20 protein-coding genes are annotated in these 23121 nt (G+C 63.3%); 15 read left to right on the top strand and 5 right to left on the bottom strand.

Annotated features, from left to right (window positions below; genetic code table 11):
* Nucleotides 1–25 precede the first annotated feature (25 nt).
* The 3 genes from gyrB to dnaA form a co-directional block, all read right to left on the bottom strand.
* On the bottom strand, nt 26–2632 hold the full coding sequence (gene gyrB / locus CLU86_RS17685) for a DNA topoisomerase (ATP-hydrolyzing) subunit B (protein WP_099742533.1): 2607 nt from the start codon (nt 2630–2632) through the stop codon (nt 26–28).
* A 207-nt stretch (nt 2633–2839) separates the two neighbouring features.
* Nucleotides 2840–3958: a DNA polymerase III subunit beta gene (gene dnaN, locus CLU86_RS17680; protein ID WP_099742532.1), complete on the bottom strand. Its 1119-nt coding sequence runs from the start codon at nt 3956–3958 to the stop codon at nt 2840–2842.
* Between the two features lie 143 nt (nt 3959–4101).
* Nucleotides 4102–5580 (bottom strand): chromosomal replication initiator protein DnaA, encoded by a 1479-nt coding sequence (gene dnaA / locus CLU86_RS17675; RefSeq protein WP_099742531.1) that lies wholly within the window; start codon nt 5578–5580, stop codon nt 4102–4104.
* Between the two features lie 410 nt (nt 5581–5990).
* Between dnaA and rpmH the strand changes: the two genes are divergently transcribed.
* From rpmH to CLU86_RS17640, 7 genes are all read left to right on the top strand, one after another.
* On the top strand, nt 5991–6125 hold the full coding sequence (rpmH, locus tag CLU86_RS17670; protein WP_005798102.1) for a 50S ribosomal protein L34: 135 nt from the start codon (nt 5991–5993) through the stop codon (nt 6123–6125).
* Nucleotides 6126–6188: 63 nt separating this feature from the next.
* A complete protein-coding gene (locus CLU86_RS17665; protein WP_099742530.1) occupies nt 6189–6680 on the top strand; it encodes a ribonuclease P protein component in 492 nt (163 codons plus the stop codon).
* Nucleotides 6677–6970 carry a membrane protein insertion efficiency factor YidD gene (gene yidD / locus CLU86_RS17660; RefSeq protein WP_099742529.1) on the top strand — a complete coding sequence of 98 codons (294 nt, stop codon included), beginning with the start codon at nt 6677–6679 and terminating at the stop codon, nt 6968–6970. The genes CLU86_RS17665 and yidD overlap by 4 nt, the downstream gene beginning before the upstream one ends.
* Nucleotides 6967–8670, top strand: a complete 1704-nt coding sequence (gene yidC, locus CLU86_RS17655) for a membrane protein insertase YidC (protein WP_099742528.1) — start codon at nt 6967–6969, stop codon at nt 8668–8670. Before yidD ends, yidC begins: the two co-directional genes overlap by 4 nt.
* A 121-nt stretch (nt 8671–8791) precedes the next feature.
* Complete coding sequence (mnmE, locus tag CLU86_RS17650; RefSeq protein WP_099742527.1) at nt 8792–10231, top strand: tRNA uridine-5-carboxymethylaminomethyl(34) synthesis GTPase MnmE; 1440 nt, start codon at nt 8792–8794, stop codon at nt 10229–10231.
* A gap of 85 nt (nt 10232–10316) precedes the next feature.
* Nucleotides 10317–10808: a Crp/Fnr family transcriptional regulator gene (locus CLU86_RS17645; RefSeq protein ID WP_099742526.1), complete on the top strand. Its 492-nt coding sequence runs from the start codon at nt 10317–10319 to the stop codon at nt 10806–10808.
* Between the two features lie 111 nt (nt 10809–10919).
* Nucleotides 10920–11876 carry a hypothetical protein gene (locus tag CLU86_RS17640; RefSeq protein ID WP_099657243.1) on the top strand — a complete coding sequence of 319 codons (957 nt, stop codon included), beginning with the start codon at nt 10920–10922 and terminating at the stop codon, nt 11874–11876.
* Between the two features lie 117 nt (nt 11877–11993).
* On the opposite strand, the gene CLU86_RS17635 is transcribed toward CLU86_RS17640, so the two are convergent.
* Both CLU86_RS17635 and CLU86_RS17630 read right to left on the bottom strand, forming a co-directional pair.
* Nucleotides 11994–12296, bottom strand: coding sequence for a flagellar basal body protein (locus CLU86_RS17635; RefSeq protein WP_099657242.1), 303 nt, complete (start codon nt 12294–12296; stop codon nt 11994–11996).
* Between the two features lie 53 nt (nt 12297–12349).
* A complete protein-coding gene (locus CLU86_RS17630) occupies nt 12350–13312 on the bottom strand; it encodes a LysR family transcriptional regulator (RefSeq protein WP_099657241.1) in 963 nt (320 codons plus the stop codon).
* 127 nt (nt 13313–13439) lie between these two features.
* Between CLU86_RS17630 and CLU86_RS17625 the strand changes: the two genes are divergently transcribed.
* The 8 genes from CLU86_RS17625 to CLU86_RS17590 all read left to right on the top strand — a co-directional run bounded on the left by CLU86_RS17625 (nt 13440) and on the right by CLU86_RS17590 (nt 23109).
* A complete protein-coding gene (locus CLU86_RS17625) occupies nt 13440–14798 on the top strand; it encodes an aspartate aminotransferase family protein (RefSeq protein ID WP_099742525.1) in 1359 nt (452 codons plus the stop codon).
* Nucleotides 14799–14815: 17 nt separating this feature from the next.
* A complete protein-coding gene (locus CLU86_RS17620; RefSeq protein ID WP_099742524.1) occupies nt 14816–15445 on the top strand; it encodes a DJ-1/PfpI family protein in 630 nt (209 codons plus the stop codon).
* A 70-nt stretch (nt 15446–15515) separates the two neighbouring features.
* Nucleotides 15516–17033, top strand: a complete 1518-nt coding sequence (locus CLU86_RS17615; protein WP_099742523.1) for a CoA-acylating methylmalonate-semialdehyde dehydrogenase — start codon at nt 15516–15518, stop codon at nt 17031–17033.
* 322 nt (nt 17034–17355) lie between these two features.
* Nucleotides 17356–18948 carry an ABC transporter substrate-binding protein gene (locus tag CLU86_RS17610; protein WP_233195316.1) on the top strand — a complete coding sequence of 531 codons (1593 nt, stop codon included), beginning with the start codon at nt 17356–17358 and terminating at the stop codon, nt 18946–18948.
* A 105-nt stretch (nt 18949–19053) separates the two neighbouring features.
* On the top strand, nt 19054–20007 hold the full coding sequence (locus CLU86_RS17605) for an ABC transporter permease (protein WP_099657237.1): 954 nt from the start codon (nt 19054–19056) through the stop codon (nt 20005–20007).
* Between the two features lie 13 nt (nt 20008–20020).
* On the top strand, nt 20021–20956 hold the full coding sequence (locus CLU86_RS17600; protein WP_233195075.1) for an ABC transporter permease: 936 nt from the start codon (nt 20021–20023) through the stop codon (nt 20954–20956).
* A gap of 4 nt (nt 20957–20960) precedes the next feature.
* Complete coding sequence (locus tag CLU86_RS17595; protein WP_099742522.1) at nt 20961–21998, top strand: ABC transporter ATP-binding protein; 1038 nt, start codon at nt 20961–20963, stop codon at nt 21996–21998.
* A 109-nt stretch (nt 21999–22107) separates the two neighbouring features.
* Nucleotides 22108–23109 (top strand): ABC transporter ATP-binding protein, encoded by a 1002-nt coding sequence (locus CLU86_RS17590; protein ID WP_099658900.1) that lies wholly within the window; start codon nt 22108–22110, stop codon nt 23107–23109.
* Nucleotides 23110–23121: the final 12 nt, after the last annotated feature.

Raw genomic sequence — 23121 nt, 5'->3', positions numbered from 1 at the left:
TTGTACTGGTCACTGCTTGACGGTATCAAACGTCAATATTCCCCGCCCGCAGCGCATTCGTCTCAATGAAATCCCGTCGCGGCTCCACCTCGTCGCCCATCAGCATCGTGAACACCCGATCCGCTTCGATCGCATCGTCGATCTGCACGCGCAGCAGGCGGCGCACGTTGGGGTCCATGGTGGTTTCCCACAGCTGCTCGGGGTTCATTTCGCCCAGGCCCTTGTAGCGTTGGCGGGCGGTGGTGCGTTCGGCTTCGCTGATCAGCCACTTCATGGCCTGGCGGAAGTCGCCCACCTTTTCTTCCTTCTGCTTGTCGCCTTCGCCTCGCAGGGCCTTGGCGCCCTCGCCCAGCAGGCCACGGAAGGTTTCAGCCGCTTCGGCCAGGGCGGCGTAGTCGGCGCCGTGCACAAAGTCTTGCGTGATAACGCTGCTCTTGATGTTGCCGTGGTGGCGGCGGCTGATGCGCAGCAGGGGCTTGTCGGTGCGGGCGTCGAATTCGCCAGCCACTTCGGCGGGGGCGCCGGTGGTGTTCAGCTCGCGCAGCTTGGCTTGCAGGGCCACGGCGCTGGCTTCGGCGTCGGCCACGGTGTCGAGCTTGAGGCTCACGCCGTCGGCAATGGCGCGCAGGGCTTCGGCGTCCATGAAGTTGCCCAGGCGGGCGATGACGCTTTCAGCGATCTGGTGCTTGCGCGCCAGTTCGGCCAGGGTCTCGCCCGTCAGGGTTTGCGGGTTGGCGCCGCCGGTGGTCACGCTGGCGTGGTTCAGCGCAATGCGCAGCAAGAAGCCGTCGAGTGCGGGGGCGTCCTTCAGGTACAGCTCTTCCTTGCCTGCCTTGACCTTGTACAGCGGCGGCTGTGCGATGTAGATGTGGCCGCGCTCGACCAGCTCGGGCATCTGGCGGTAGAAGAAGGTGAGCAGCAGGGTGCGGATGTGGGCGCCGTCCACGTCGGCGTCGGTCATGATGATGATGCGGTGGTAGCGCAGCTTGGCCACATCAAAGTCGTCGCCCCCGGTGGTGCCGCCCGCCTTGCCGATGCCGGTACCCAGGGCGGTGATCAGCGTGAGGATTTCGTTGCTGGTGAGCAGCTTTTCGTAGCGGGCTTTTTCCACGTTCAGGATCTTGCCGCGCAGGGGCAGGATGGCCTGGAACTTGCGGTCGCGGCCCTGCTTGGCGGAGCCACCGGCGGAGTCACCCTCGACGATGTAGATCTCGCACATCGCCGGGTCTTTTTCCTGGCAGTCGGCCAGCTTGCCGGGCAGGCCCATGCCGTCGAGCACGCCCTTGCGGCGGGTCATTTCGCGGGCTTTGCGGGCGGCTTCGCGGGCGCGGGCGGCTTCCACGATCTTGCCGCAGATGATCTTGGCGTCGGCCGGGCGCTCTTGCAGGTAGTCGGTGAGCAGCTTGCCCACGATGTCTTCCACGGGGGCGCGCACTTCGCTCGACACCAGCTTGTCCTTGGTCTGGCTGCTGAACTTGGGCTCGGGCACCTTCACGCTCAGCACGCAGCACAGGCCTTCGCGCATGTCGTCGCCAGTGACTTCGACCTTGGCCTTCTTGGCCAGCTCGTTTTCTTCGATGTACTTGTTGATGACGCGGGTCATCGCGGCGCGCAGGCCGGTCAAGTGGGTGCCGCCGTCACGCTGGGGGATGTTGTTGGTAAAGCAGAGGACTTGCTCGGTGTAGGCGCTGTTCCACTGCATGGCGACTTCGACGCCGATGTGGGTGCCGGGGATGCCGCCATACGTCTCAGCAGGGCGCTCGCCTGCGGCGTAGAACGACGTGGGGTGCAACACCGTCTTGCCCTTGTTGATGAACTCGACGAAGCCGCGCACGCCGCCAGCGCCCGAGAAGTCGTCTTCCTTGCCGCTGCGCTCGTCCTTCAAACGAATGCGCACGCCGTTGTTCAGGAACGAGAGTTCGCGCAGGCGCTTGGCCAGGATCTCGTAGTGGAAGTCGTAGTTCTCTTTGAAGATCTCGGTGTCGGGCAAGAAGTGCACTTCGGTGCCGCGCTTTTCGGTCTCGCCGCTCACCTTCATGGGACTGACTTCAAAGCCGTCCACGGTGTCGAGCAGGCGGTCTTGCACAAAGCCGCGTGCAAATTCGATCTGGTGCACCTTGCCTTCGCGGCGCACGGTCAGGCGCAGCCATTTGCTCAATGCGTTCACGCAGCTCACGCCCACGCCGTGCAGCCCACCGGAGACCTTGTAGCTGTTCTGGTTGAACTTGCCGCCTGCGTGCAGTTCAGTCAGTGCAATTTCGGCCGCACTGCGCTTGGGCTCGTGCTTGTCGTCCATCTTCACGCCGGTGGGGATGCCGCGGCCGTTGTCGGTGACGCTGATGGAGTTGTCGGAGTGGATGGTGACGACGATGTCGTCGCAGTGGCCCGCCAGGGCTTCGTCGATGGAGTTGTCGACCACCTCGAACACCAAGTGGTGCAGGCCAGTGCCGTCGGACGTGTCGCCGATGTACATCCCGGGGCGCTTGCGCACGGCCTCCAGGCCTTCGAGGATGGTGATGGAGCCTTCGCCGTAGCTTTCGCTGGCGCCAGCCTGGTTGGTGTCGATCTTGTGCGGAACAGGCTCACCCGTGCCGGTAGGTTCTTGCTCGGGCAGGTTGTTGTCAGCGGTCATGGTGGGCCTTGGGATCCGTGCAGACCTCGGGGTCTCGCACTTGGTAAAAGGGTTCAATACAGGTCAAATAACCTTCTAGGGCACGTAAGATAAGCGCTAGAAGCTATCAAATTGATAGTAATTGCAACGGGTTGCAGTCTGTTGCAAAAGTGCGTTGGTAAAAGGCTTGCGGCACCCGCAGGTGCCGCAATGCCCATCACGTGTGCGTCATATGCGCATGGGCATGACGACGTATTTGAAGGACTCGTTGTCCGGAATGGTCATCAGCGCAGAGCTGTTGCCGTCGGCTAGGTCGATCTTGACCATGTCCTGGCCCATGTTGGCCAGGGCATCGATCAGGTAGGTGACGTTGAAGCCGATCTCGATGGTGTCGCCGCCGTAGTCGATGTCCAGCTCGTCCACCGCCTCTTCCTGCTCGGCGTTGTTCGATGCCACGCGCAGGGTGCCGGGTTCGATGTTCAGGCGCACGCCCTTGAACTTGTCGCTGGTCATGATGGCCGTGCGCTGCAGGCTGGCCAGCAGCGGGGCGCGCCCCAGCGTTACGCTGTTGTGGTGGTTCTTGGGGATGACGCGGTTGTAGTCAGGGAATTTGCCTTCCACCAGCTTGGTCACGAACTCCATACCGCCAAAGGTGAACTTGGCCTGGTTGTTGGCGAACTGCATCTCGATGTGGGGCTGGTTCTCGCCACCGGCATCGCTGAGCAGGCGTTGCAACTCGATCACGGTCTTGCGCGGCAGGATGACTTCCTGCTTGGGCACTTCCACATCCAGCGTGGCGCTGGCAAAGGCCAGGCGGTGGCCGTCGGTGGCCACCAAGCTCAGGGTTTTGCCCTCGGCCACGAACAAGATGCCGTTGAGGTAGTAGCGAATGTCTTGCACCGCCATGGCAAACGACACCTGGCCCAGCAGGTCCTTCAGCGTCTTTTGCGGAACAGCGAACACGGGGCCGAAGGCGGCGGATTCTTGCACCAGCGGGAAGTCTTCGGCGGGCAGGCTTTGCAGCGTGAAGCGGCTCTTGCCGCCCTTCAAGATCAGCTTGGACTGGCTCGACTCCAGGCTCACCGTCTGGTCGCCGGGCATGGTCTTCAAGATGTCGATGAGCTTGCGCGCGCCCACGGTGGTGGTGAAGTCACCAGTGTCACCGCCCAGTTCGGCGGTGGTGCGGATCTGGATTTCGAGGTCGCTGGTGGTCAGTTGCAGCGCATTGCCCGTCTTGCGGATCAGCACGTTGGCCAGAATGGGCAGCGTGTGGCGGCGCTCAACGATGCCAGCCACGGACTGGAGTACCGCGAGAACCTTGTCTTGTGTTGCCTTCAGGACGATCATGTCATCAACCTCTTGTGGTTTTTAGGACGGTGCATGGGCAGCAGCGGCGCTCCTCGCGCCTTCCCCGTGCTGCACAGCACGCCATTTTGCCCTTGAACGGGGGCTTTGAAGATGTTTGTGGTGGGCGTGGTTTGCACGGGGGATCAGCCTTTCAGGGTCTGCTCCAGCACATGCAGCTGCTGGTTCAGCTCGGTCAGCTGCTGGCGCTCGCCAGAAATCTTGCGCACTGCGTGCAAAACCGTGGTGTGGTCGCGCCCGCCAAACAATTCTCCGATTTCTGGAAGGCTTTTTTGCGTCAGCTCTTTGGCCAGGTACATCGCAATCTGGCGCGGGCGGGCAATGCTGGCCGGGCGCTTCTTGCTGTACATGTCGGCGACCTTGATCTTGTAGTAGTCGGCCACCGTTTTCTGGATGTTTTCCACAGAAATTTGCCGGTTCTGAATCGACAGCAGATCTCTGAGAGCTTCGCGCGCCAGCTGGATCGAGATTTCTTTCTGGTTGAAGCGCGAATACGCCAGGATTTTGCGCAGCGCGCCTTCGAGTTCGCGCACGTTGGAGCGCACATTCTTGGCCACGAAGAAGGCGACTTCCTCGGGCATTTCGGTGGCTTCAGCGCGGGCTTTGTTGATCAAAATGGCCACGCGCATTTCCAGCTCGGGCGGCTCAATCGCAACCGTGAGGCCTGAGTCAAAGCGCGATACCAGCCGCTCATGGATGTTGGCCAGGCCCTTCGGGTACGTGTCCGAAGTCATCACGATGTGGCTCTTCTTGGCCAGCAGGGCTTCGAAGGCGTTGAAGAACTCTTCCTGGGTGCGGTCTTTGTTGGCGAAGAACTGCACATCGTCGATCAGCAGCAGATCGAGCGAGTGGTAGCGTTCTTTGAACTCGTCAAAGGTGCGGCGCTGGTATGCCTTGACCACGTCCGACACGAACTGTTCGGCGTGGATGTAGAGGATCTTGGCGTCGGGCTTGTCTTGCAGCAGGCGGTTGCCCACGGCGTGCACCAAGTGGGTTTTGCCCAAGCCCACGCCGCCGTAGATGAACAGCGGGTTGTACAAGTGCCCCGGCATGCCCGCCACGTGCATGGCCGCAGAGCGTGCCATGCGGTTGGCCGTGCCTTCCACCAGGGTTTCAAACGTGAGGGCGGCGTTCAGGCGGTTGCGAAACACGCCTGCCGAGGATTCGTCGCTGCCGGTGCTGCTGCCCTGCCCTTGCCCAGAGGGGCTGCCTTGGGCAGACCCGTGGTTTTGCGTCTGGCCGGAAGACTGCGAGTGCTGCGGTTCCTGCTGCTGCGACGCTGGGCGCACGTAGGTACGGATGACCGATTCGCGTTGGGCAATGGCCAACTCCAGCGTGACCGGCTGGCCGTACAGCCCTTCGAGCAACGCCGCAATGCGGCCTGCGTATTGGGCGCGAATCCAGTCCAGTTTGAAGCGGTTGGCCACCAGCAAGGTGACCTTGGTGAAGTCCTCTGCCACCTGGGCCACCAGGGGTTTGATCCAGGTGTTGAACTGCTGTTCTGGAAGGTCCTGGGCCAGTTGTTCCACACAGGCCTGCCACAGGCCTTGTCCGGCGTCCGAGCCGGTGGGTGCATTGGGGTTGCGTTGGGGTTCCTCGGTCATTTCAAGGGGTGTTTTTATTGTGGATAGGAGGAACGTAGCAAGGGGTGGGATTGTAGCTTGTCAAGGAGTTATCCACAATTTGCAGCCTGGGTAAGAATGGGGCCCTTAATGGGCTGCTGCAGCCTGCCGCGCTAGGCATTCCGCAGGCATTTGAGCGCTCGCGGCGCGGGGCTGTGCAGGCGCCTTCCGGGTCGTCCACCCAAGTGTTACGCAGTCGGGGCATTGCCAGAACCGCAATAGCCTGCGATAATTTTGGGTTTCCCTGAATGTGTTCAGGGCGATTTGACCCGGCGCGCCGTTATTTCTGCCCCAGAGGTCTGTGCTCATGGCACTGCAATTGCAGTGCGGCGGCGCGGGATTCAGGGGGTTCAAGAGCAGCAGTCCGGAACTGAACCTCAAGGAATAGCACCATGAAACGTACTTACCAACCTTCCAAGACCCGCCGCGCCCGCACCCACGGCTTCCTCGTTCGCATGAAGACCCGCGGTGGCCGCGCTGTGATCAACGCACGCCGCGCCAAGGGCCGCAAGCGCCTGGCCGTCTAAGGCCAAACCACCCACCGGCCTGCTCCCCGGTTTGTACCGTCAGGTCCTCAACGGGGTGCGCGCATGCAACGGCTAAAAACCCGTCCGCAGTTCCAGGCCGCCATGGCGGGAGGCACTGTCTCTCGCACAGCGCATTTTGCGTTGCACCGCTTGGTACTCACGGCAGGCAGTTCGCCAGCAGCGTCCACGTCACCTTCAGGGCCCGGTCCCTTGCTTTCTGGGCAAGGGCCGCAGGCCCTGTTTGTCGTGCCCGATGTGTGGCTAGGGGCCATGGTGCCCAAGCGTTGGGCGCGCCGTGCCGTTACGCGCAACACCATCAAGCGCCAGATTTACACCGTGGGCGCTGCGTTTGAGGCCCAATTGCCGCAGGCTGCCCATGTGGTGCGCTTGCGCACGGCGTTTGATCGCAAGCAGTTTGTAAGCGCTACCTCGGACCAGCTCAAACAGGCTGTGCGCGCCGAACTGCTGCAATTGTTTGGGCAGGCCACCAAGCGCCCACCCAGCGCAGCTGCCAAGGCCGAGCCTGCGGTTGTGGCCCCAGAGGCTGCGCCATGATGCGAGCCCTGCTGATCGGTGTGGTCAAAGGCTATCGGTTGATACTCAGCCCCTGGCTGGGATCGGCCTGCCGGTTTGAGCCCACCTGCTCAGCGTATTCTCTTCAGGCCCTGGAACAGCATGGCGCTGCCGTGGGGAGTTACCTCACGCTGCGCAGGCTGGTACGCTGCCACCCCTGGTGTGACGGGGGGCATGATCCGGTGCCGCAGGAATTGCCGCGCAGCTTGCGGTTGTTCTCGCGACTGAACCCTTCCAACACCCAACCATCCTCACCAAAGAAGTCTTCATGAACGACATTCGCCGCACCATCCTGTGGGTGATTTTTGGCTTTTCCATGGTTTTGCTGTGGGACAAGTGGCAAGTGCACAACGGCAACAAGGCCACGTTTTTCCCATCGCCAGCGGCCGTGGGTGCTGCGGCCCCAGCGGTTGGCGCATCGGCACCCAAAGCCGGGGTTGCCAGCGTGCCTGGCTCCACCGCGCCAGCCGTGGCCTCCATCGGGGCTGCTGCTGTGCCTGGAACGCCTGCTCCGGCAGCCTCCGTGGCGCGCGAAAAAATCGAAGTCACCACCGACGTCTATCGACTGACTTTTGACGGCGAAGGCGGTTCGCTCGTGCATGCCGAGTTGCTCAAGCACGCGGACATGACCGACAAGACCAAGAACTTTGTGCTGTTCGATGAGAGCACGCAACGGGTCTATGCCGCACAAACCGGCCTGATTGGCGGCAGCTACCCCACGCACAAGACCGTGATGACGGCTGTGCCCGGCCCGCGTGCGCTCAAGGATGGCGAGAACGAGCTGAGCATCCGTTTCGAGTCGCCAGAGCAAGGCGGCGTTAAGCTGATCAAGACCTGGACGCTCAAGCGCGGCGCCTACGACATCGCTGTCAAGCACGAAGTCGTGAACGCAGGCAGCACCGCCGTCTCGCCTCAGCTGTACCTGCAGTTGGTGCGTGACGGTAACAAGCCGCCAGGAGAGTCCTCGTTCTACTCGACTTTCACAGGCCCTGCGGTGTACACCGAGGCCAAGAAGTACCAGAAGATCGAGTTCAAGGAAATTGAGAACGGCAAGGCTGACATCCCCAAGGAGTCGACCAATGGTTATGTCGCCATGGTGCAGCACTACTTTGCCAGCGCCTGGTTGGTGGCCGACGGCGTTCAGCGTGATCTGTTCACCCGCAAGGTGAGCGACAACCTGTACTCGGTGGGCATGATTGCCTCGCTGGGCAGCCTGGAGCCAGGCAGCAGCAAGTCGGTGGATGCGCGCCTGTTTGCCGGCCCTCAGGTCGAAACCATGCTCAAAGAGCTGTCGCCTGGCTTGGAGCTGGTCAAGGACTACGGCATGTTGGCCATCCTGTCCAAGCCCCTGTACTGGCTGCTGGACCAACTGCATGCGCTGTTGAACAACTGGGGCTGGTCCATCGTGGCGCTGGTGCTGCTGCTCAAAATCGCGTTCTACTGGCTCAATGCCAAGGCCTATGCCAGCATGGCCAAGATGAAGGCCATCAACCCCAAGATCATGGAGTTGCGTGAGCGCCTGAAGGACAAGCCGCAGCAGATGCAGCAGGAGATGATGCGCATCTACCGCGAAGAGAAGGTCAACCCCATGGGGGGCTGCTTCCCGATCATGATCCAGATCCCGGTGTTCATCGCCTTGTATTGGGTGCTGCTGTCCAGCGTGGAAATGCGCAACGCGCCCTGGATCGGCTGGATCCACGACCTGTCGGCGCCAGACCCGTTCTTCATCCTGCCTTTGCTGATGACGGCCAGTTCCTTGCTGCAAACCGCACTGAACCCCGCACCCCCAGACCCGATGCAAGCCAAGATGATGTGGTTCATGCCGCTGATCTTCAGTGTGATGTTCTTCTTCTTCCCTGCCGGTCTGGTGCTGTACTGGCTGACGAACAACATCCTGTCGATTGCGCAGCAGTGGATCATCAACACCCGCATGGGCGTTCCACCACAGTTCAATCTGCCGAAGTTCAAGTGATCTTTGCGATCCTGAGAAGCCATTCTCAACCCCTCCAAGGCCGCGCAAGCGGCCTTTTTCATTCTTGCAAGGCATGCCGCCCCTCGCTGGCATGGCCTTGCCTTGTGTAAAGTGCCTCCCCATGCTTGCCCGTCACGTTGATCCCATCGTTGCCATTGCCACCGCTCCCGGCCGAGGGGCTGTGGGGATCGTCCGAGTCTCTGGTAAAGGACTGGTGCCATTGGTGCAGGCGCTGTGCGGGCGGGAGCTGCGCCCACGGGAGGCCACCTACCTGCCTTTTCGGGATGTGCAAGGCCAGGCTATTGACCAAGGGCTGGCGCTGTACTTTCCTGCGCCCCACTCCTACACCGGTGAAGATGTGCTGGAGCTGCAGGCCCATGGTGGTCCCGTGGTGCTGCAATTGCTGCTGGCGCGTTGCTTGCAGGCGGCCCAAGCACCCGCAGCGCACGCTGGTGCCGTGCTCCCAGGCTTGCGTGTTGCCCAGCCAGGCGAGTTCACTGAGCGCGCTTTTTTGAATGACAAGATCGACCTGGCCCAGGCCGAGGCGATTGCCGATCTGATCGATGCCAGCACCGAAGCGGCAGCGCGCAGTGCCAGTCGGTCGTTGACGGGGGCGTTCTCGCAAGAAATCCATGCGCTGCGCGATGCGCTGATCCACCTCCGCATGCTGGTGGAAGCTACGCTGGATTTTCCGGAAGAGGACATCGATTTTCTGGAGAAAGCCGATGCACGCGGCCAACTGGAGCGCCTGCAGGCCACGCTGGCCCAGGTGCGGCAGCGTGCGCAGCAGGGGGCCCTACTGCGCGAGGGCATCAAGGTGGTCATTGCTGGCCAGCCCAATGCGGGCAAGAGTTCGCTGCTCAATGCCCTGGCTGGGGCTGAGCTGGCCATCGTCACGCCGATTGCGGGCACTACCCGCGACAAGGTGCAGCAAACCATCCAGATCGAAGGGGTGCCGTTGCACGTCATTGACACCGCAGGCCTGCGCGACAGCGACGATGAAGTCGAGCGCATCGGCATTGCGCGTGCCTGGAGCGAGATCGAGGGTGCAGACGCCGTGCTGTTTTTGCACGACCTGTCGCGCGCTGACCTGCCGGAGTACTGCGCTGCCGATGCTGCGGTGGCGGACTCCATGCAGCAGAAAATCCCGGCTTCTGTTCCGGTGATCGATGTTTGGAACAAAACCGATTGCGCCAGCCTGGGCATCGAAGCCGTTGCCAAATCGAATGAACCGAACGAAGCGAGCCGACGCTCGGTAAGGATTTCTGCGCGTACGGGTGATGGCTTGGACGCGTTGCGTCGGATACTGCTGGAAGTGGCTGGTTGGCAGTCGGCTCCTGAAGGCATTTACATTGCGCGCGCACGCCATGTGCAGGCGTTGGCGCAAGTGCAAGGCCACCTGGAGCAGGCATCGGCCCAATTGCTCATTGCCTCGCCGGCACTGGATCTGCTGGCCGAGGAGTTGAGATTGGCGCAAAACGCCTTGGGCGCCATCACTGGCGAGTTTTCGTCCGACGATCTGTTGGGCGTAATTTTTTCGAGCTTCTGCATCGGCAAGTGACGCTGCGTGCGGGGCGCTCTTTGTTGTAAACGGACGTAAGCAGCGCTTGTGTCCATGCTGTAACGCAGGTACTTTCCGCATCACCATGAATGCCATAACGCCCACAGCCCCCCGAGTTGACCTTCGTGGTCTCATTGACGCCATTGCCCAGGCCAATGCAGACGACGCCATGACCAACCCTTTGTCGCCAACGCAGTGGGAAGCCATCGCACCTTATTTGCAGCCCACGGTGTTTCCGGCGGGCCACACCGTGTTCACCCAGGGCACCACAGACCGTACCCTGTATCTGGTCGAGAGCGGCAACCTGAGCGTGCACTACCAAGACGAAAAAGAGCGTTTGCGCCTGGCCGTTGTGGGCCCAGGCTCCGTGGTGGGTGAAGGCGCTTTCTTCTCGCATCGCCCGCGCTCTGCCACGGTGCAGACCAGTGTTCCTTGCAAGCTCTGGGCTTTGCACGCCATGCGCTTTACAGAGTTGGCCAACCGCCAGCCAGCCGTGGCTTTGGCGCTGACCATGGCGGTGGGCTCGGTGCTGGCCAAGCGGCTGGGCAACCGCAAACGCCGCGTTGCGGCCACCTGACACTGCGCACTGTTTGGGTGCGCCTGCGGGCACTACGCACCTTGGGCACCCAAACACCACGTTACACTCAATTCGGATTTATTACGGGCGCCCTTCCGAAGAAAGCAAGCCATGTCTCTGTTCAGTTGGTTCAGTCGCAAACCTGCACCGCCCAAGGCCAAGCCCCGCAGCGGCGGGGCAGAGCCCTCCGGGCTGATGAATGCCGATGCCACTGTGCCTCTGGCGCCTGGGCGACCAGGACAGCCGCTTTTGGAACCCAACCCCCCAGAGCACGCAGCCAACCGCAAAAATGAACGCATGGAGCGGCGCGAGCTGCTCTACACCGTGGTGCGCGATGCCATGGTGCGCGCAGGTGTTTTGTCGGCCAGCTACAAGTTCAAGGTGTTGTCGCTGGACCAGCGAGGCCGCCAGTTCCTGGTGATGATGGATTTGGCCCGTGAGTACGGTGGCGAGACCACCCGCCTGAGCGAAATCGAAGCCTTGATCGCCCAGACGGCCAAAACCCGCTACGACATCGTGGTGACCGCGGTGTACTGGCGCATCAATGACCACGTGGCGGTGGGGCTGCCCCAAAAAGGCATCACGCCCACCCAGCCGCAGGGCTCCTTGTCTGCCCCCAATCTGGCGCGCAAGCCTGCTCCGGCCCCCGTGCCAGTCGCTGCGCCCGCGCCAGTCCCCGCATCGTCTTCTTCGCTGCTGTTCCCCGCCGAGCCTGCTGCACGCTTCCCGGCCACGCCCACCGCTGCGGCACGTCCCTCCACAGGTGCCACAGCGCCTGCGCCGCTGCTCCCCGCGTCCAACACCGGCCCTGCCCCATTGGCCCGCGCCACGCCGTCGCGCTACGAGCCCATCGAGGCCGACGAAGTAGCCGCTTTCAAACGTGCACTGGCCGATGCTGCCAGCAGCCCCACCGCCGCTCCGGCGGCAGCGGCCCGCCCTGGGGTTCCCGTGCGCTCGGGGCCTTTGCTGCCACCGTCCAGTTCCACAGGGTTTGCCGACACCGAAATGCCCGGCTCCGACGCGCCCAGCCCGGATCTGAGCAGCACCCAGTACGGCGAGTTGAATTAGGCTGGCCAGCACTACGCGCCATGCAAAAGGGGCTCCATCCGCAAAGATGGAGCCCCTTTGTTTTGGGCTTTTGGGCGCCAGTAGGTTTTTGGCGCGGGCCCGTATGCGTGTGTGCGCCTATGCCTTGGTGTTGAGCAAGGCGCCCATCATCTGGTCATTGGTCTTGATCACCTGCACATTGGCTTTGAAGGCGTAGGTGGCGGACATTTGCTCCACCACGTCTTTTTCGAGCGCCGAGCCCACTTGCCCATCGCGTTGCACGCTGGCTTGCACCCCGTTGCTGCCGGGGGCTTCTGTTTGCTCGACCACTTGGCGGCGAAAGCCAGGGGTGTTGAGGTTGGCCACGTTGTGGGCCGATGCATCCAGCCTCAACTGGGCTGCTTGCAGGCCAGAGTTGCCAATGGAAGAAAGGCTTGCCATAAAAAGGCCTCACAAAATGTTGCAATTGGGAGGATTGTCGGACGCTTGCCGCGTCAAGGCAAGTGGGCCCGCGCCAGGCAATCCTGAAATGCCTGGGTGGCCCGCGATGGGGCGGGTGAGCGGCGCACCAGGCTCACGAACTTGCATTCGTAGTGAAACTGGTCGGGTTGCACCGCCTGCATGCGGCCCGCGCGCTCAAAGGCTTCTGCGTAGTGGTCAGGCAAAAAACCCAGAAACCGCCCCGACAGGATCAGCGTGGCAATCGATTCCTGGTCAAACCCCGTGGCAGCCCGGGTGAGTTCAGCACGGTGGCTCAGCTCCATGTTGGGCGAGTGGTAGCCCAGCCCGGCAAACGGGTGGTGGCGCACGCTCTCCCAGTCCAGGCTGGTGTGCGGCGTCCCAAACAAGGGATGCCCGGGGCCGCAATACAGCAGCATGGTTTCGGTGAACAGATCGGTGTAGATGAGGCTTTGCGAGCTGCGGTGGGCGGGGATGATGCCCACGTGGTAGCTGCCGTCCATCACGCCGCGCTCAATGGCGTTGATCGAGCCCACATGCAATTGCAGGTTCACGCCCGGCGCCTGGGCGGAGAACGCCGCGATGGCTTCGCTGATGCGTGCCGCGGGGTTGCTGGCCGTTTTGTCAAACACCGCAATGGCCAGTTGCCCTCCCATGCGCGAGTGGATGTCGTCAATGCTGCTGCGAAACGCGTCCACCGCGCTGAGCAAGCGCAGGGTTTCGTCGTAAACGCGCTGCCCTTCCCCCGTCAGCGCAAAGCCCGCACGGCCCCGGCGGCACAGCGTCAGGCCCAGTCGCGTTTCCAGGTCCTTCATGTGGCGGCTCACGGTGCTGGTACCGATGTTCAGCTCCAGCTCGGCGGCAGACATGCCGCCACACTCCACCACCGCCTTGAACACTTGCAAGAGGCGCAAGTCCATGTCGCTGAGCTGGCCCAGCACCGCGCGGTGTTTGGCTGGGGTGGCGGGGGGCAGCGCGGTTGGGGCTTTTACTTGCATAAAACCTCAAGTAAACATTGATATTGCATTATTTGAGAGATTAACACCCACCCCAACAATGGCAGCTTCGACCCGCCCGTCTGGGCCCGATCGATTGCCCACCACTTGCACTTGCCAGGAGAACGCCATGAGCTTCGCCGTTATCGACCCCCATCCCGAAGCCGCTGTGCGCACCGACGCCGCCTGGCTCGACGCCCACTGGATGCCCTTTACGGGCAACCGCAACTTCAAGGCCAAGCCGCGCATGATCGTGAGCGGCCAGGGCGCCTATTACACCGACGCCGAAGGGCGCAAGATTTTTGACGGCCTCTCGGGCCTGTGGTGCTCGGGCCTGGGCCATGGCCGCAAGGAAGTGGCCGAAGCCATTGGCCGCGCCGCCGCCACGCTTGACTATTCGCCCGCGTTCCAGTTCGGCCACCCCGCCTCGTTTGCACTGGCCAACAAGCTCAAAGAGCTGACGCCTGCGGGCCTGGACTACGTGTTCTTCACCGGCTCGGGCTCCGAGTCGGCCGACACCTCGCTCAAGATGGCCCGCGCCTACTGGCGCGCCAAGGGCCAGGCGAGCAAGACGCGCCTGATTGGCCGCGAAAAGGGTTACCACGGCGTGAACTACGGCGGCATCTCCGTGGGCGGCATCGTGGGCAACCGCAAGACCTTTGGCCAGGGTATCGAGGCCGACCACATTCCCCACACCCAGCCGCCCGCGGGCTCGTTCTTTCGTGGCATGCCCGACACCGACGGCCGCGCGCTGGCCGACAAGCTGCTGGACGTGATCGCCCTGCACGACGCCTCCAACATCGCCGCGGTGATCGTGGAGCCTTTCTCCGGCTCGGCCGGTGTGGTGATCCCGCCCAAGGGCTACCTGGAACGCATCCGCGAGATCTGCACGCAGAACAACATCCTGCTGATTTTTGACGAAGTCATCACCGGCTTTGGCCGCTGCGGCGCCTGGACGGGCTCCGAGGCTTTTGGCGTGACGCCGGACATCCTGAACTTTGCCAAGCAGGTCACCAATGGCGCTCAGCCGCTGGGCGGCGTGATTGCCACCAAGGAGATCTACGACACCTTCATGGCGCAGGGCGGCCCCGAGTACATGCTGGAGTTCACCCACGGCTACACCTATTCGGCCCACCCTGTGGCCTGCGCGGCGGGCAACGCGGTGCTCGACATCCTGCAAAAGGAAGACATGCCCGGCCGCGTGAAGGCGCTGGCACCCTACTTTGAGAACGCCGTGCACGGACTCAAGGGCGCCAAGCATGTGGCCGACATTCGCAACTATGGCCTGGCCGCTGGCATCACCATCAGCGCGCTGCCCGGTGAGCCCGCCAAGCGCCCGTACGAGATCGCCATGAAGTGCTGGGACAAGGGCTTTTACGTGCGCTACGGTGGCGACACCATCCAGCTCGCGCCCCCCTTCATCAGCACCGAGGCTGAGATTGACCGCATGGTCAGCGCGCTGGGCGATTCCCTGCAAGAAACGGCATAAGCCGCCAGGCCCTGCCCATGCGCATTTCCATCCTCACTTTCGATGCCTTCAACGACCTGGATTCGCTGGTGGCGTTTGGCATGCTGAACCGTATCGCCCTGCTGGGCGACAAGGACTGGCAGGTGAGCATCGCAAGCCCCACTCCGCGCGTCACGTCCATGAACGGGCTGACCATCGACGCCCATGAAGACCTGGGCCAGCTGGCCCAAGCCGACGCTGTGCTGATTGGCAGTGGCATGAAGACGCGCGAAGTGGCCAACACCCCAGCGCTGATGGAACCGTTGCGCTTGCTCAACCCCGCACGCCAGCTGCTGGCGGCGCAGTGCTCTGGCACCTACCTGCTGGGCCGCCTGGGCCTGCTGGGTGGTGTGCCCGCCTGCACCGATCTGACCAGCAAACCCTGGGTGGTGGAGTCGGGCGTGGACGTGGTGCCCCGTGCCTTTGCCGCCCGCGGCAACGTGGCCACGGCGGGCGGGTGCATGGCGTCGCAGTACCTGGTGGCCTGGCTGATCGCGCGCCTCAAGGGGCTGGACGCCGCGCGCGAGGTGTTGCACTACTTTGCCCCGGTGGGCGAAAAGCAGGAGTTCATCGACCGGGCCTTGGGGCACGTGCTGCCCACGCTGGAGACCCAGGCTGTTGCGGCTTGAGTACTATTAATTTGATAGCTGCTAGCGCTTATTCAGCAAGCGCTGGAGGCAATTTTTACTTGAAATCACCATGAACCACGACAAGAACGTCACCACCACCGTCGGCCACCTGATCGACGGCAAGACCGTTGCCGACACCGAACGCACGCAGCCGGTGTTCAACCCTGCCACCGGGCAGTCCACCACCAGCGTGGCGCTGGCGAGTAAAGCCACGGTGGAAGCCGCCATCGCCTCCGCCGAGGCCGCCTTCCCCGCCTGGCGCAACACACCGCCACTCAAGCGCGCACGGGTGATGAGCAAGCTGAAAGTGCTGCTCGAAGACAACGCCGACAAGATCGCCGCCCTGATCACTGCCGAACACGGCAAGGTACTGGCCGACGCGCACGGCGAGCTGCAGCGCGGCATCGAGAACGTGGAATACGCGAGCTACGCGCCCGAACTGCTCAAGGGCGAACACAGCCGCAACGTGGGCCCCAATATCGACAGCTGGAGCGAGTTCCAGGCGCTGGGCGTCACTGCCGGCATCACACCCTTCAACTTTCCGGCCATGGTGCCGCTGTGGATGTGGCCCATGGCCGTGGCCTGCGGCAACACCTTTGTGCTCAAGCCCTCCGAGCGCGACCCCAGCAGCACCCTGTTCATCGCCCAGCTCGCGCTGGAGGCGGGCCTGCCACCGGGCGTGCTCAACGTGGTCAACGGTGACAAGCTGGCCGTGGACACGCTGCTGCGCGACCCCCGCGTGAAGGCCGTGAGCTTTGTGGGCTCCACCCCCATTGCCGAATACATCTACGCCGAAGGCTGCAAGCACGGTAAGCGCGTGCAGGCCTTGGGCGGTGCCAAGAACCACGCCGTGCTGATGCCCGACGCTGATGTGGGCAACGCCGTGAGCGCCCTGATGGGCGCGGCGTATGGATCGTGCGGCGAACGCTGCATGGCCATCCCGCTGCTGGTGGCCGTGGGCGACGAAGTGGGCGATGCCGTGATTGCGGGCCTCAAGACCGAGATCGCCAAGATGAAGGTCGGCCCCGGCACCGACAACAGCAACGACATGGGCCCGCTGGTGACCAAGCCCCACTTCGAGAAGGTCAAGTCCTATGTGGACAGCGGCGTGGCCGAAGGCGCCACGCTGGTGGTGGATGGCCGTGGCGTGAAGGTGGCGGGCCATGAGGAAGGCTACTTCCTGGGCGCCTGCTTGTTCGACAACGTCAAGCCCGGCATGAAGATCTACCAGGAAGAAATCTTCGGCCCCGTGCTGGGCGTGGTGCGTGTGAAGACGCTGCAGGAAGCCATGCAGCTCATCAACGACCACGAATACGGCAACGGCACCTGCATCTTCACCCGCGACGGCGAGGCTGCGCGCTACTTCACCGACCACATCCAGGTCGGCATGGTGGGCGTGAACGTGCCCCTGCCCGTGCCCGTGGCCTACCACTCGTTTGGTGGCTGGAAGCGCAGCCTGTTCGGCGACCTGCACGCTTACGGGCCTGATGCTGTGCGCTTCTATACCAAGCGCAAGACCATCACGCAGCGCTGGCCGAGTGCCGGTGTGCGTGAAGGCGCGGTGTTCAGCTTCCCGAGCAGCCGATGAGCAGGCGCTAAGAAGCGCAGCGCGCTCCCGCAGAGACGGCCCCTTGTGGGCCGTTTTCTTTGGTGCGCGGACGTTGGGGATGGTGTCTGAGGCAGCGGTTTACGCACCAGTGTGGTGGGACCTGGGTGCGAGGGCTGCAGCGTGGTGCAACGGGGGCTGTGCTGGCGTATTTCGCGTGGCATATCAATTGCTTGAAGGGTGTTGCATCCATCAACCCGCAACCCCTTTTGAAGGTGAATCCATGCGCAATGTCCTGACGTCGCAATCTCTCCCCCAGCGTCGCAACGCGTTGGTATTGGCCCTGTTCTCGGCCCTCACGCTCATGGGTGGCAGCGCTGCGGTGGCGCAGGACAAAGTGCTGCGCATCGCCATGACGGCTGCCGACATTCCGCGCACGCTGGGGCAGCCTGACCAGGGCTTTGAGGGCAACCGCTTCACCGGCATTCCCATCTACGACTCGCTCACGCAATGGGATTTGTCAAAGGCCGATGCACCGAGCGTGCTGATCGAGGGGCTGGCCACCGCGTGGGCGGTAGATGCCAAGGACAAGACCAAGTGGGTCTTCAAGCTGCGCCCTGGTGTCAAATTCCATGATGGCTCGGCCTTCAATGCCGATGCGGTGGTGTGGAATGTGGCCAAGGTGCTGGACAAGGACGCCATGCACTTTGACGCCAGCCAGGTGGGCGTGACGGCGTCGCGCATGCCCACGCTGCGCTCGGCCCGCAAGATCGACGACCTCACGGTAGAGCTGACCACCAGCGAGCCCGATGCCTTTCTGCCCATCAACCTCACCAATCTGTTCATGGCCTCGCCTGCACATTGGCAGAAGAAGTTTGATGCAGCCTCTGGCGCCACACCGGCCGACAAGTCCAAGGCTGCGTGGACCGCCTTTGCGGCCGATCCCGCGGGTTCGGGCCCCTTCAAGGTGACGCGGTTTGTGGCGCGTGAGCGCCTGGAGCTGGCCGCCAACAAGGCGTATTGGGATGCCAAGCGCACGCCCAAGATCGACAAGGTGGTGATGCTGCCCATGCCTGAGGCCAATGCCCGCACGGCCGCGTTGCTGGGCGGCCAGGTGGACTGGATCGAGGCGCCTGCGCCCGATGCCATGCCGCAGATCACGCAGCGTGGTTTCAAGATTTACTCCAACGCCCAGCCCCACGTATGGCCGTGGCAGCTGTCGTTTGCTGAGGGCTCGCCCTGGCTGGACAAGCGTGTGCGCCAGGCGGCCAACCTGTGCCTTGACCGTGGCGGCATGAAGCAGCTGCTGGGCGGCATGATGGCCGAGCCCAAGGGCACGGTGCCGCCCGGCCACCCCTGGTGGGGCAACCCCAAGTTCGACATCAAGTACGACGTGAAGGCGGCACAGGCCTTGATGGCGCAGGCGGGCTACTCGGCTGCCAAGCCCATCAAGGTGAAGGTGCAGATCTCGGCCTCGGGCTCGGGGCAGATGCAGCCACTGCCGATGAATGAGTTTGCGCAGCAGTCCCTCAAGCAGTGCTACTTCGATGTGCAGTTCGACGTGATCGAGTGGAACACCTTGTTCACCAACTGGCGCAAGGGCGCAAAGGACCCGTCAGCCAATGGCGCGAACGCCGTGAACATCAGCTTTGCCGCCATGGATCCGTTCTTTGCCATGGTGCGATTTGTGAGCACCAAGGCCTTCCCGCCGGTGTCCAACAACTGGGGCTACTACGGCAATGCCGAGGTGGACAAGCTGGTGGCCGATGCCCGCACCAGTTTTGACGACAAGGCCCGTGACGCTGCCCTGGCCAAGTTGCATGCCCACATCGTGGAAGACGCACCGTTTGTCTGGATCGCCCACGACGTGGGGCCGCGTGCCCTGTCGGCCAAGGTCAAGAACGTGGTGCAGCCCAAGAGCTGGTTCATTGACATCGCCACGATGACGATGGATTGATGCCCGGGCAGGGTCACACCGGCCAGCCCGGCGTGAACCCTGCACCCCGCGCCCAGCCCCTGCGGGCGCGCAGCTTGACCCTTCACCCCGTTGCAGGACTGTCCCATGGTTGCTTATCTGCTGCGCCGCATCGTCTATGCCCTGCCCATCATGCTGGGCGTGGCGCTGGTGTGCTTTTTACTGGTGCACCTGGCCCCTGGCGATCCGCTGGTGTCTATCTTGCCGCCCGACGCCTCGGCCGAGCTGCAGGCCCAGTTGCGCGAGTTGTATGGGTTTAACCGATCGCTGCCTGAGCAGTTTGCGATGTGGGTGTGGCGCGCACTGCACGGTGACCTGGGTGTATCGATTGCCAGCAACCGCGCCGTGGCGGGCGAAGTGATGACGGCCGTGGCCAACACCCTGCGCCTGGCCGTGGTAGCCACAGCCATTGGCTTTGTGCTGGGCAGCCTGTTTGGCTTTGTGGCAGGGTACTTTCGCCACTCGTGGGTAGACCGGCTGGCATCCCTGCTGTCGGTGCTGGGGGTGAGCGTGCCGCACTACTGGCTGGGCATGGTGATGGTGATCGTTTTCAGCTCGCAGCTGGCCTGGCTACCCGCCACGGGGGCGGGCCCGGGGGGCTCGTCCGACTGGGCCTGGGACTGGGAGCACCTGCAGTTCCTGGTGCTTCCTGCCATCACGATGTCGGTGATCCCGATGGGCATCATCGCGCGCACCGTGCGTGCCCTGGTGGCCGAAATTCTGGACCAGGAGTTCATTGTGGGCCTGCGGGCCAAGGGGCTCACGCACTTTGGTGTGTTTCGCCACATGGTCAAGAACGCAGCGCCTACGGCGCTGGCGGTGATGGGGCTGCAACTGGGCTACCTGTTGGGGGGATCTATCCTGATCGAGACCGTGTTTTCCTGGCCGGGCACGGGCTTCTTGCTCAACTCCGCCATCTTCCAGCGCGACCTGCCTTTGCTGCAGGGAACCATCCTGGTATTGGCCTTGTTCTTTGTGTTGCTCAACTTGCTGGTGGACATGCTGCAAACGCTGCTGGATCCGCGCATTGCCCGCGCTTGAAGGAGGGACCTCCATGACCATCTTGACTGCCGCGTCTTCACCCCATTCTTTGTCGCCTGCCCCATCGTCACCGGATGCCCTGGCTGCAGGCGCGTTGCCAGCGCAGCGATCGCGTGGGTACTGGACGGCGGCCTTCATCCGCTTCACGCACGACCCCGTCGCCATGGGGGCGGCCCTGGTGGTGGTGGTGCTCATCGCCCTGGCCGTGTTCGGGCCGTGGATTGCGCCCGCTGACCCGTATGCATCGTCCATGCTCAAACGCCTCAAACCCATCGGCACCGAGGGCCTTCCGCTGGGCAGCGACGAGCTGGGGCGCGACATGCTCTCGCGCTTGATTGTGGGTGCCCGGCTGTCCCTGTTCATTGGCATCACACCGGTGGTGGGCGCGTTTGTGATCGGCTCGGTCGTCGGCATCGTGGCAGGGTATGCCGGTGGCCTGGTCAACACCGCCATCATGCGTACGGTGGATGTGTTCTATGCCTTCCCCTCAGTGCTGTTGGCCATTGCGCTGTCGGGTGTGCTGGGCGCGGGCATGGTCAACTCGCTCATCTCGCTGACCATCGTGTTCATCCCGCAGATCGTGCGCGTGGCCGAGAGCGTGACCACCCAGGTGCGCAACCGCGACTATGTGGAGGCCGCGCGCGCTTCGGGGGCCAATGCCTTCACCATCGTGCGGGTGCACGTGCTGGGCAATGTGCTGGGCCCCATCTTCGTGTATGCCACCAGCCTGATCGCGGTGTCGATGATCCTGGCCTCAGGCCTGTCGTTTCTGGGCTTGGGTGTGAAGCCGCCCGAGCCCGAGTGGGGCCTCATGCTCAACACCTTGCGCACGGCCATCTACGTGCAGCCCTGGGTGGCTGCACTGCCCGGGTTGATGATTTTCATCACCTCCATCTCTTTCAACATCCTCTCGGACGGCCTGCGGTCGGCCATGGACAACAAGGGCTGATGCCATGCATGTGAACCTGGATGTCGGCGGACCTGCGCAGCCGTTGCTCACCGTGCGGGGCTTGGTCAAGCACTTCCCGCTCAAGAAGGACGCGTTCGGGCGCGGCGGTGGCGTGGTGCACGCGGTGGACGGCGTGGACTTTGAGGTGCTCAAAGGCGAGACACTCGGGGTGGTGGGGGAGTCGGGCTGCGGCAAGTCCACCACGGCGCGGCTATTGATGCAGTTGATGGAGCCCACGGCGGGCGAGGTCATTTTTGACGGCCGCACGGTGGGCAGCCGTGACCTACCGCTCAAGGAGTTTCGGCGGCAGGTACAAATGGTGTTTCAGGACAGCTATGCATCGCTGAACCCGCGCCTGACCATTGAAGACTCGGTGGCCTTTGGACCGCAGGTGCACGGGCTGCCAAGGCGCGATGCCGTCGCCCGCGCTCGCAACCTGCTGGACCGCGTGGGTCTGGCGCCTGCGCGCTTTGCAGAGCGCTACCCGCACGAGCTTTCAGGCGGTCAGCGGCAGCGGGTGAATATTGCACGGGCGCTGGCTTTGCAGCCGCGCATGGTGATCCTGGACGAGGCCGTTTCCGCCCTCGACAAATCGGTGGAAGCCCAGGTGCTGAACCTGCTGACCGACCTGAAGGCGGAGTTTGGCCTGACCTATGTCTTCATCAGCCACGACCTGAATGTGGTGCATTACATGAGCGACCGGGTGATGGTGATGTACCTGGGCCAGGTGGCAGAGATCGGGCCTTCGGATGCGCTCTTTGAGCAGCCTGCGCACCCCTACACCGCAGCCCTTTTGTCGTCCATGCCGTCGATGGACCCGGACCACCGCACTGAAGAAGCCCCGCTGGCGGGAGACCCGCCCAACCCTATCCAGCCGCCTACGGGGTGCCGGTTTCACCCGCGCTGCGGCCTGGCGGCGCCCGTGTGTGCGCAACAGGTGCCGCAGCGCACGTGGGCCACGCCCGTGCGCATGGTGGCCTGCCTGCAACACGAATCCGGCAGCGGCCATCCCAACGCCTTGCCTTTGCGCCAGGTGGCATGAAAGCCCAGCAACCATGGCACGCCTTTGGGGTCCTTCCTCAATGCCGTCCCGTCGCTGAACTCATCCAGAGAAAAATCCGACCATGATGTCCACATCCAACGAAGAGCCTATGGTGGTGCTACGCGACCTGAGTGTCACCTTCACCGGAGGTCGCAAGCCCGTGCAGGCCGTCAGCGGAGTGAGCTTGCAGGTGGGCCGGGGCGAAGTGGTGGCACTGATTGGTGAGTCCGGCTCGGGCAAAAGCGTCACCTTGCGCACGCTGCTGCGTTTGCACCCTGAGCGGCGCACGCGCCTGGGTGGTGAAGTGCGGGTGGCGGGCATGGATGTACTGGCCTTGTCGGGCAAGGCTTTGGCGGACTACCGGGGCAAGGTCACTTCCATGATCTTCCAGGAGCCTTTGCTGGCGCTGGACCCGGTGTACACCGTGGGTGCGCAGATCGTGGAAGCCATCCGGCGCCATGAGCCCGCCGCCACCGCAACCCAGGCCCAACAGCGCGCGCTGGCGTTGTTCGAGCGTGTGCGCATCCCCAGTCCAGAGCGCCGTCTGCAGGCTTACCCCCATGAAATGTCGGGCGGCATGCGCCAGCGCGCCATGATCGCCCTGGCCCTGGCCTGCCACCCCCAGCTGCTGTTGGCGGATGAGCCCACCACGGCGCTGGATGCCACGGTGCAGATCCAGATCCTGCTGCTGTTGCGTGAGCTGCAGCGTGATTTGGGGCTTTCGGTCATCTTTGTCACCCATGACATTGGTGCCGCGGTGGAGGTGGCCGACCGCATTGCCGTGATGTATGCCGGGCGCATTGTGGAAGAGGGCACGGCCCACGACCTGATCCGCAACCCACGCCACCCCTACACGCGGGCCCTGTTGCAAAGCCGCGCCCACGGTGCCATGGCGCGCGGCCTGCCGCTGCAGACCATTGGCGGGGCTCCGCCGGACCTGTCTGCATTGCCGCCAGGGTGTGCATTTGCTGAGCGCTGCGCACTGGTCGCCGAGGCATGTCGATTGCAGCAGCCCCCGCTGGTGGCTATCGTCCCCGGCCACCAGGCCCGCTGCCTGCGCACCGATGCTCTCGATGCCGCAGCCCCCGCTCCCGCTTTGTTCACCCATTAACGCCACTGCCGC

The organism is Acidovorax sp. 62 (assembly GCF_002754495.1).
GTDB lineage: Bacteria > Pseudomonadota > Gammaproteobacteria > Burkholderiales > Burkholderiaceae_C > Acidovorax.
Note: the sequence above shows the minus strand (reverse complement) of the source record. Positions and strands in the feature narration are given on the sequence as shown.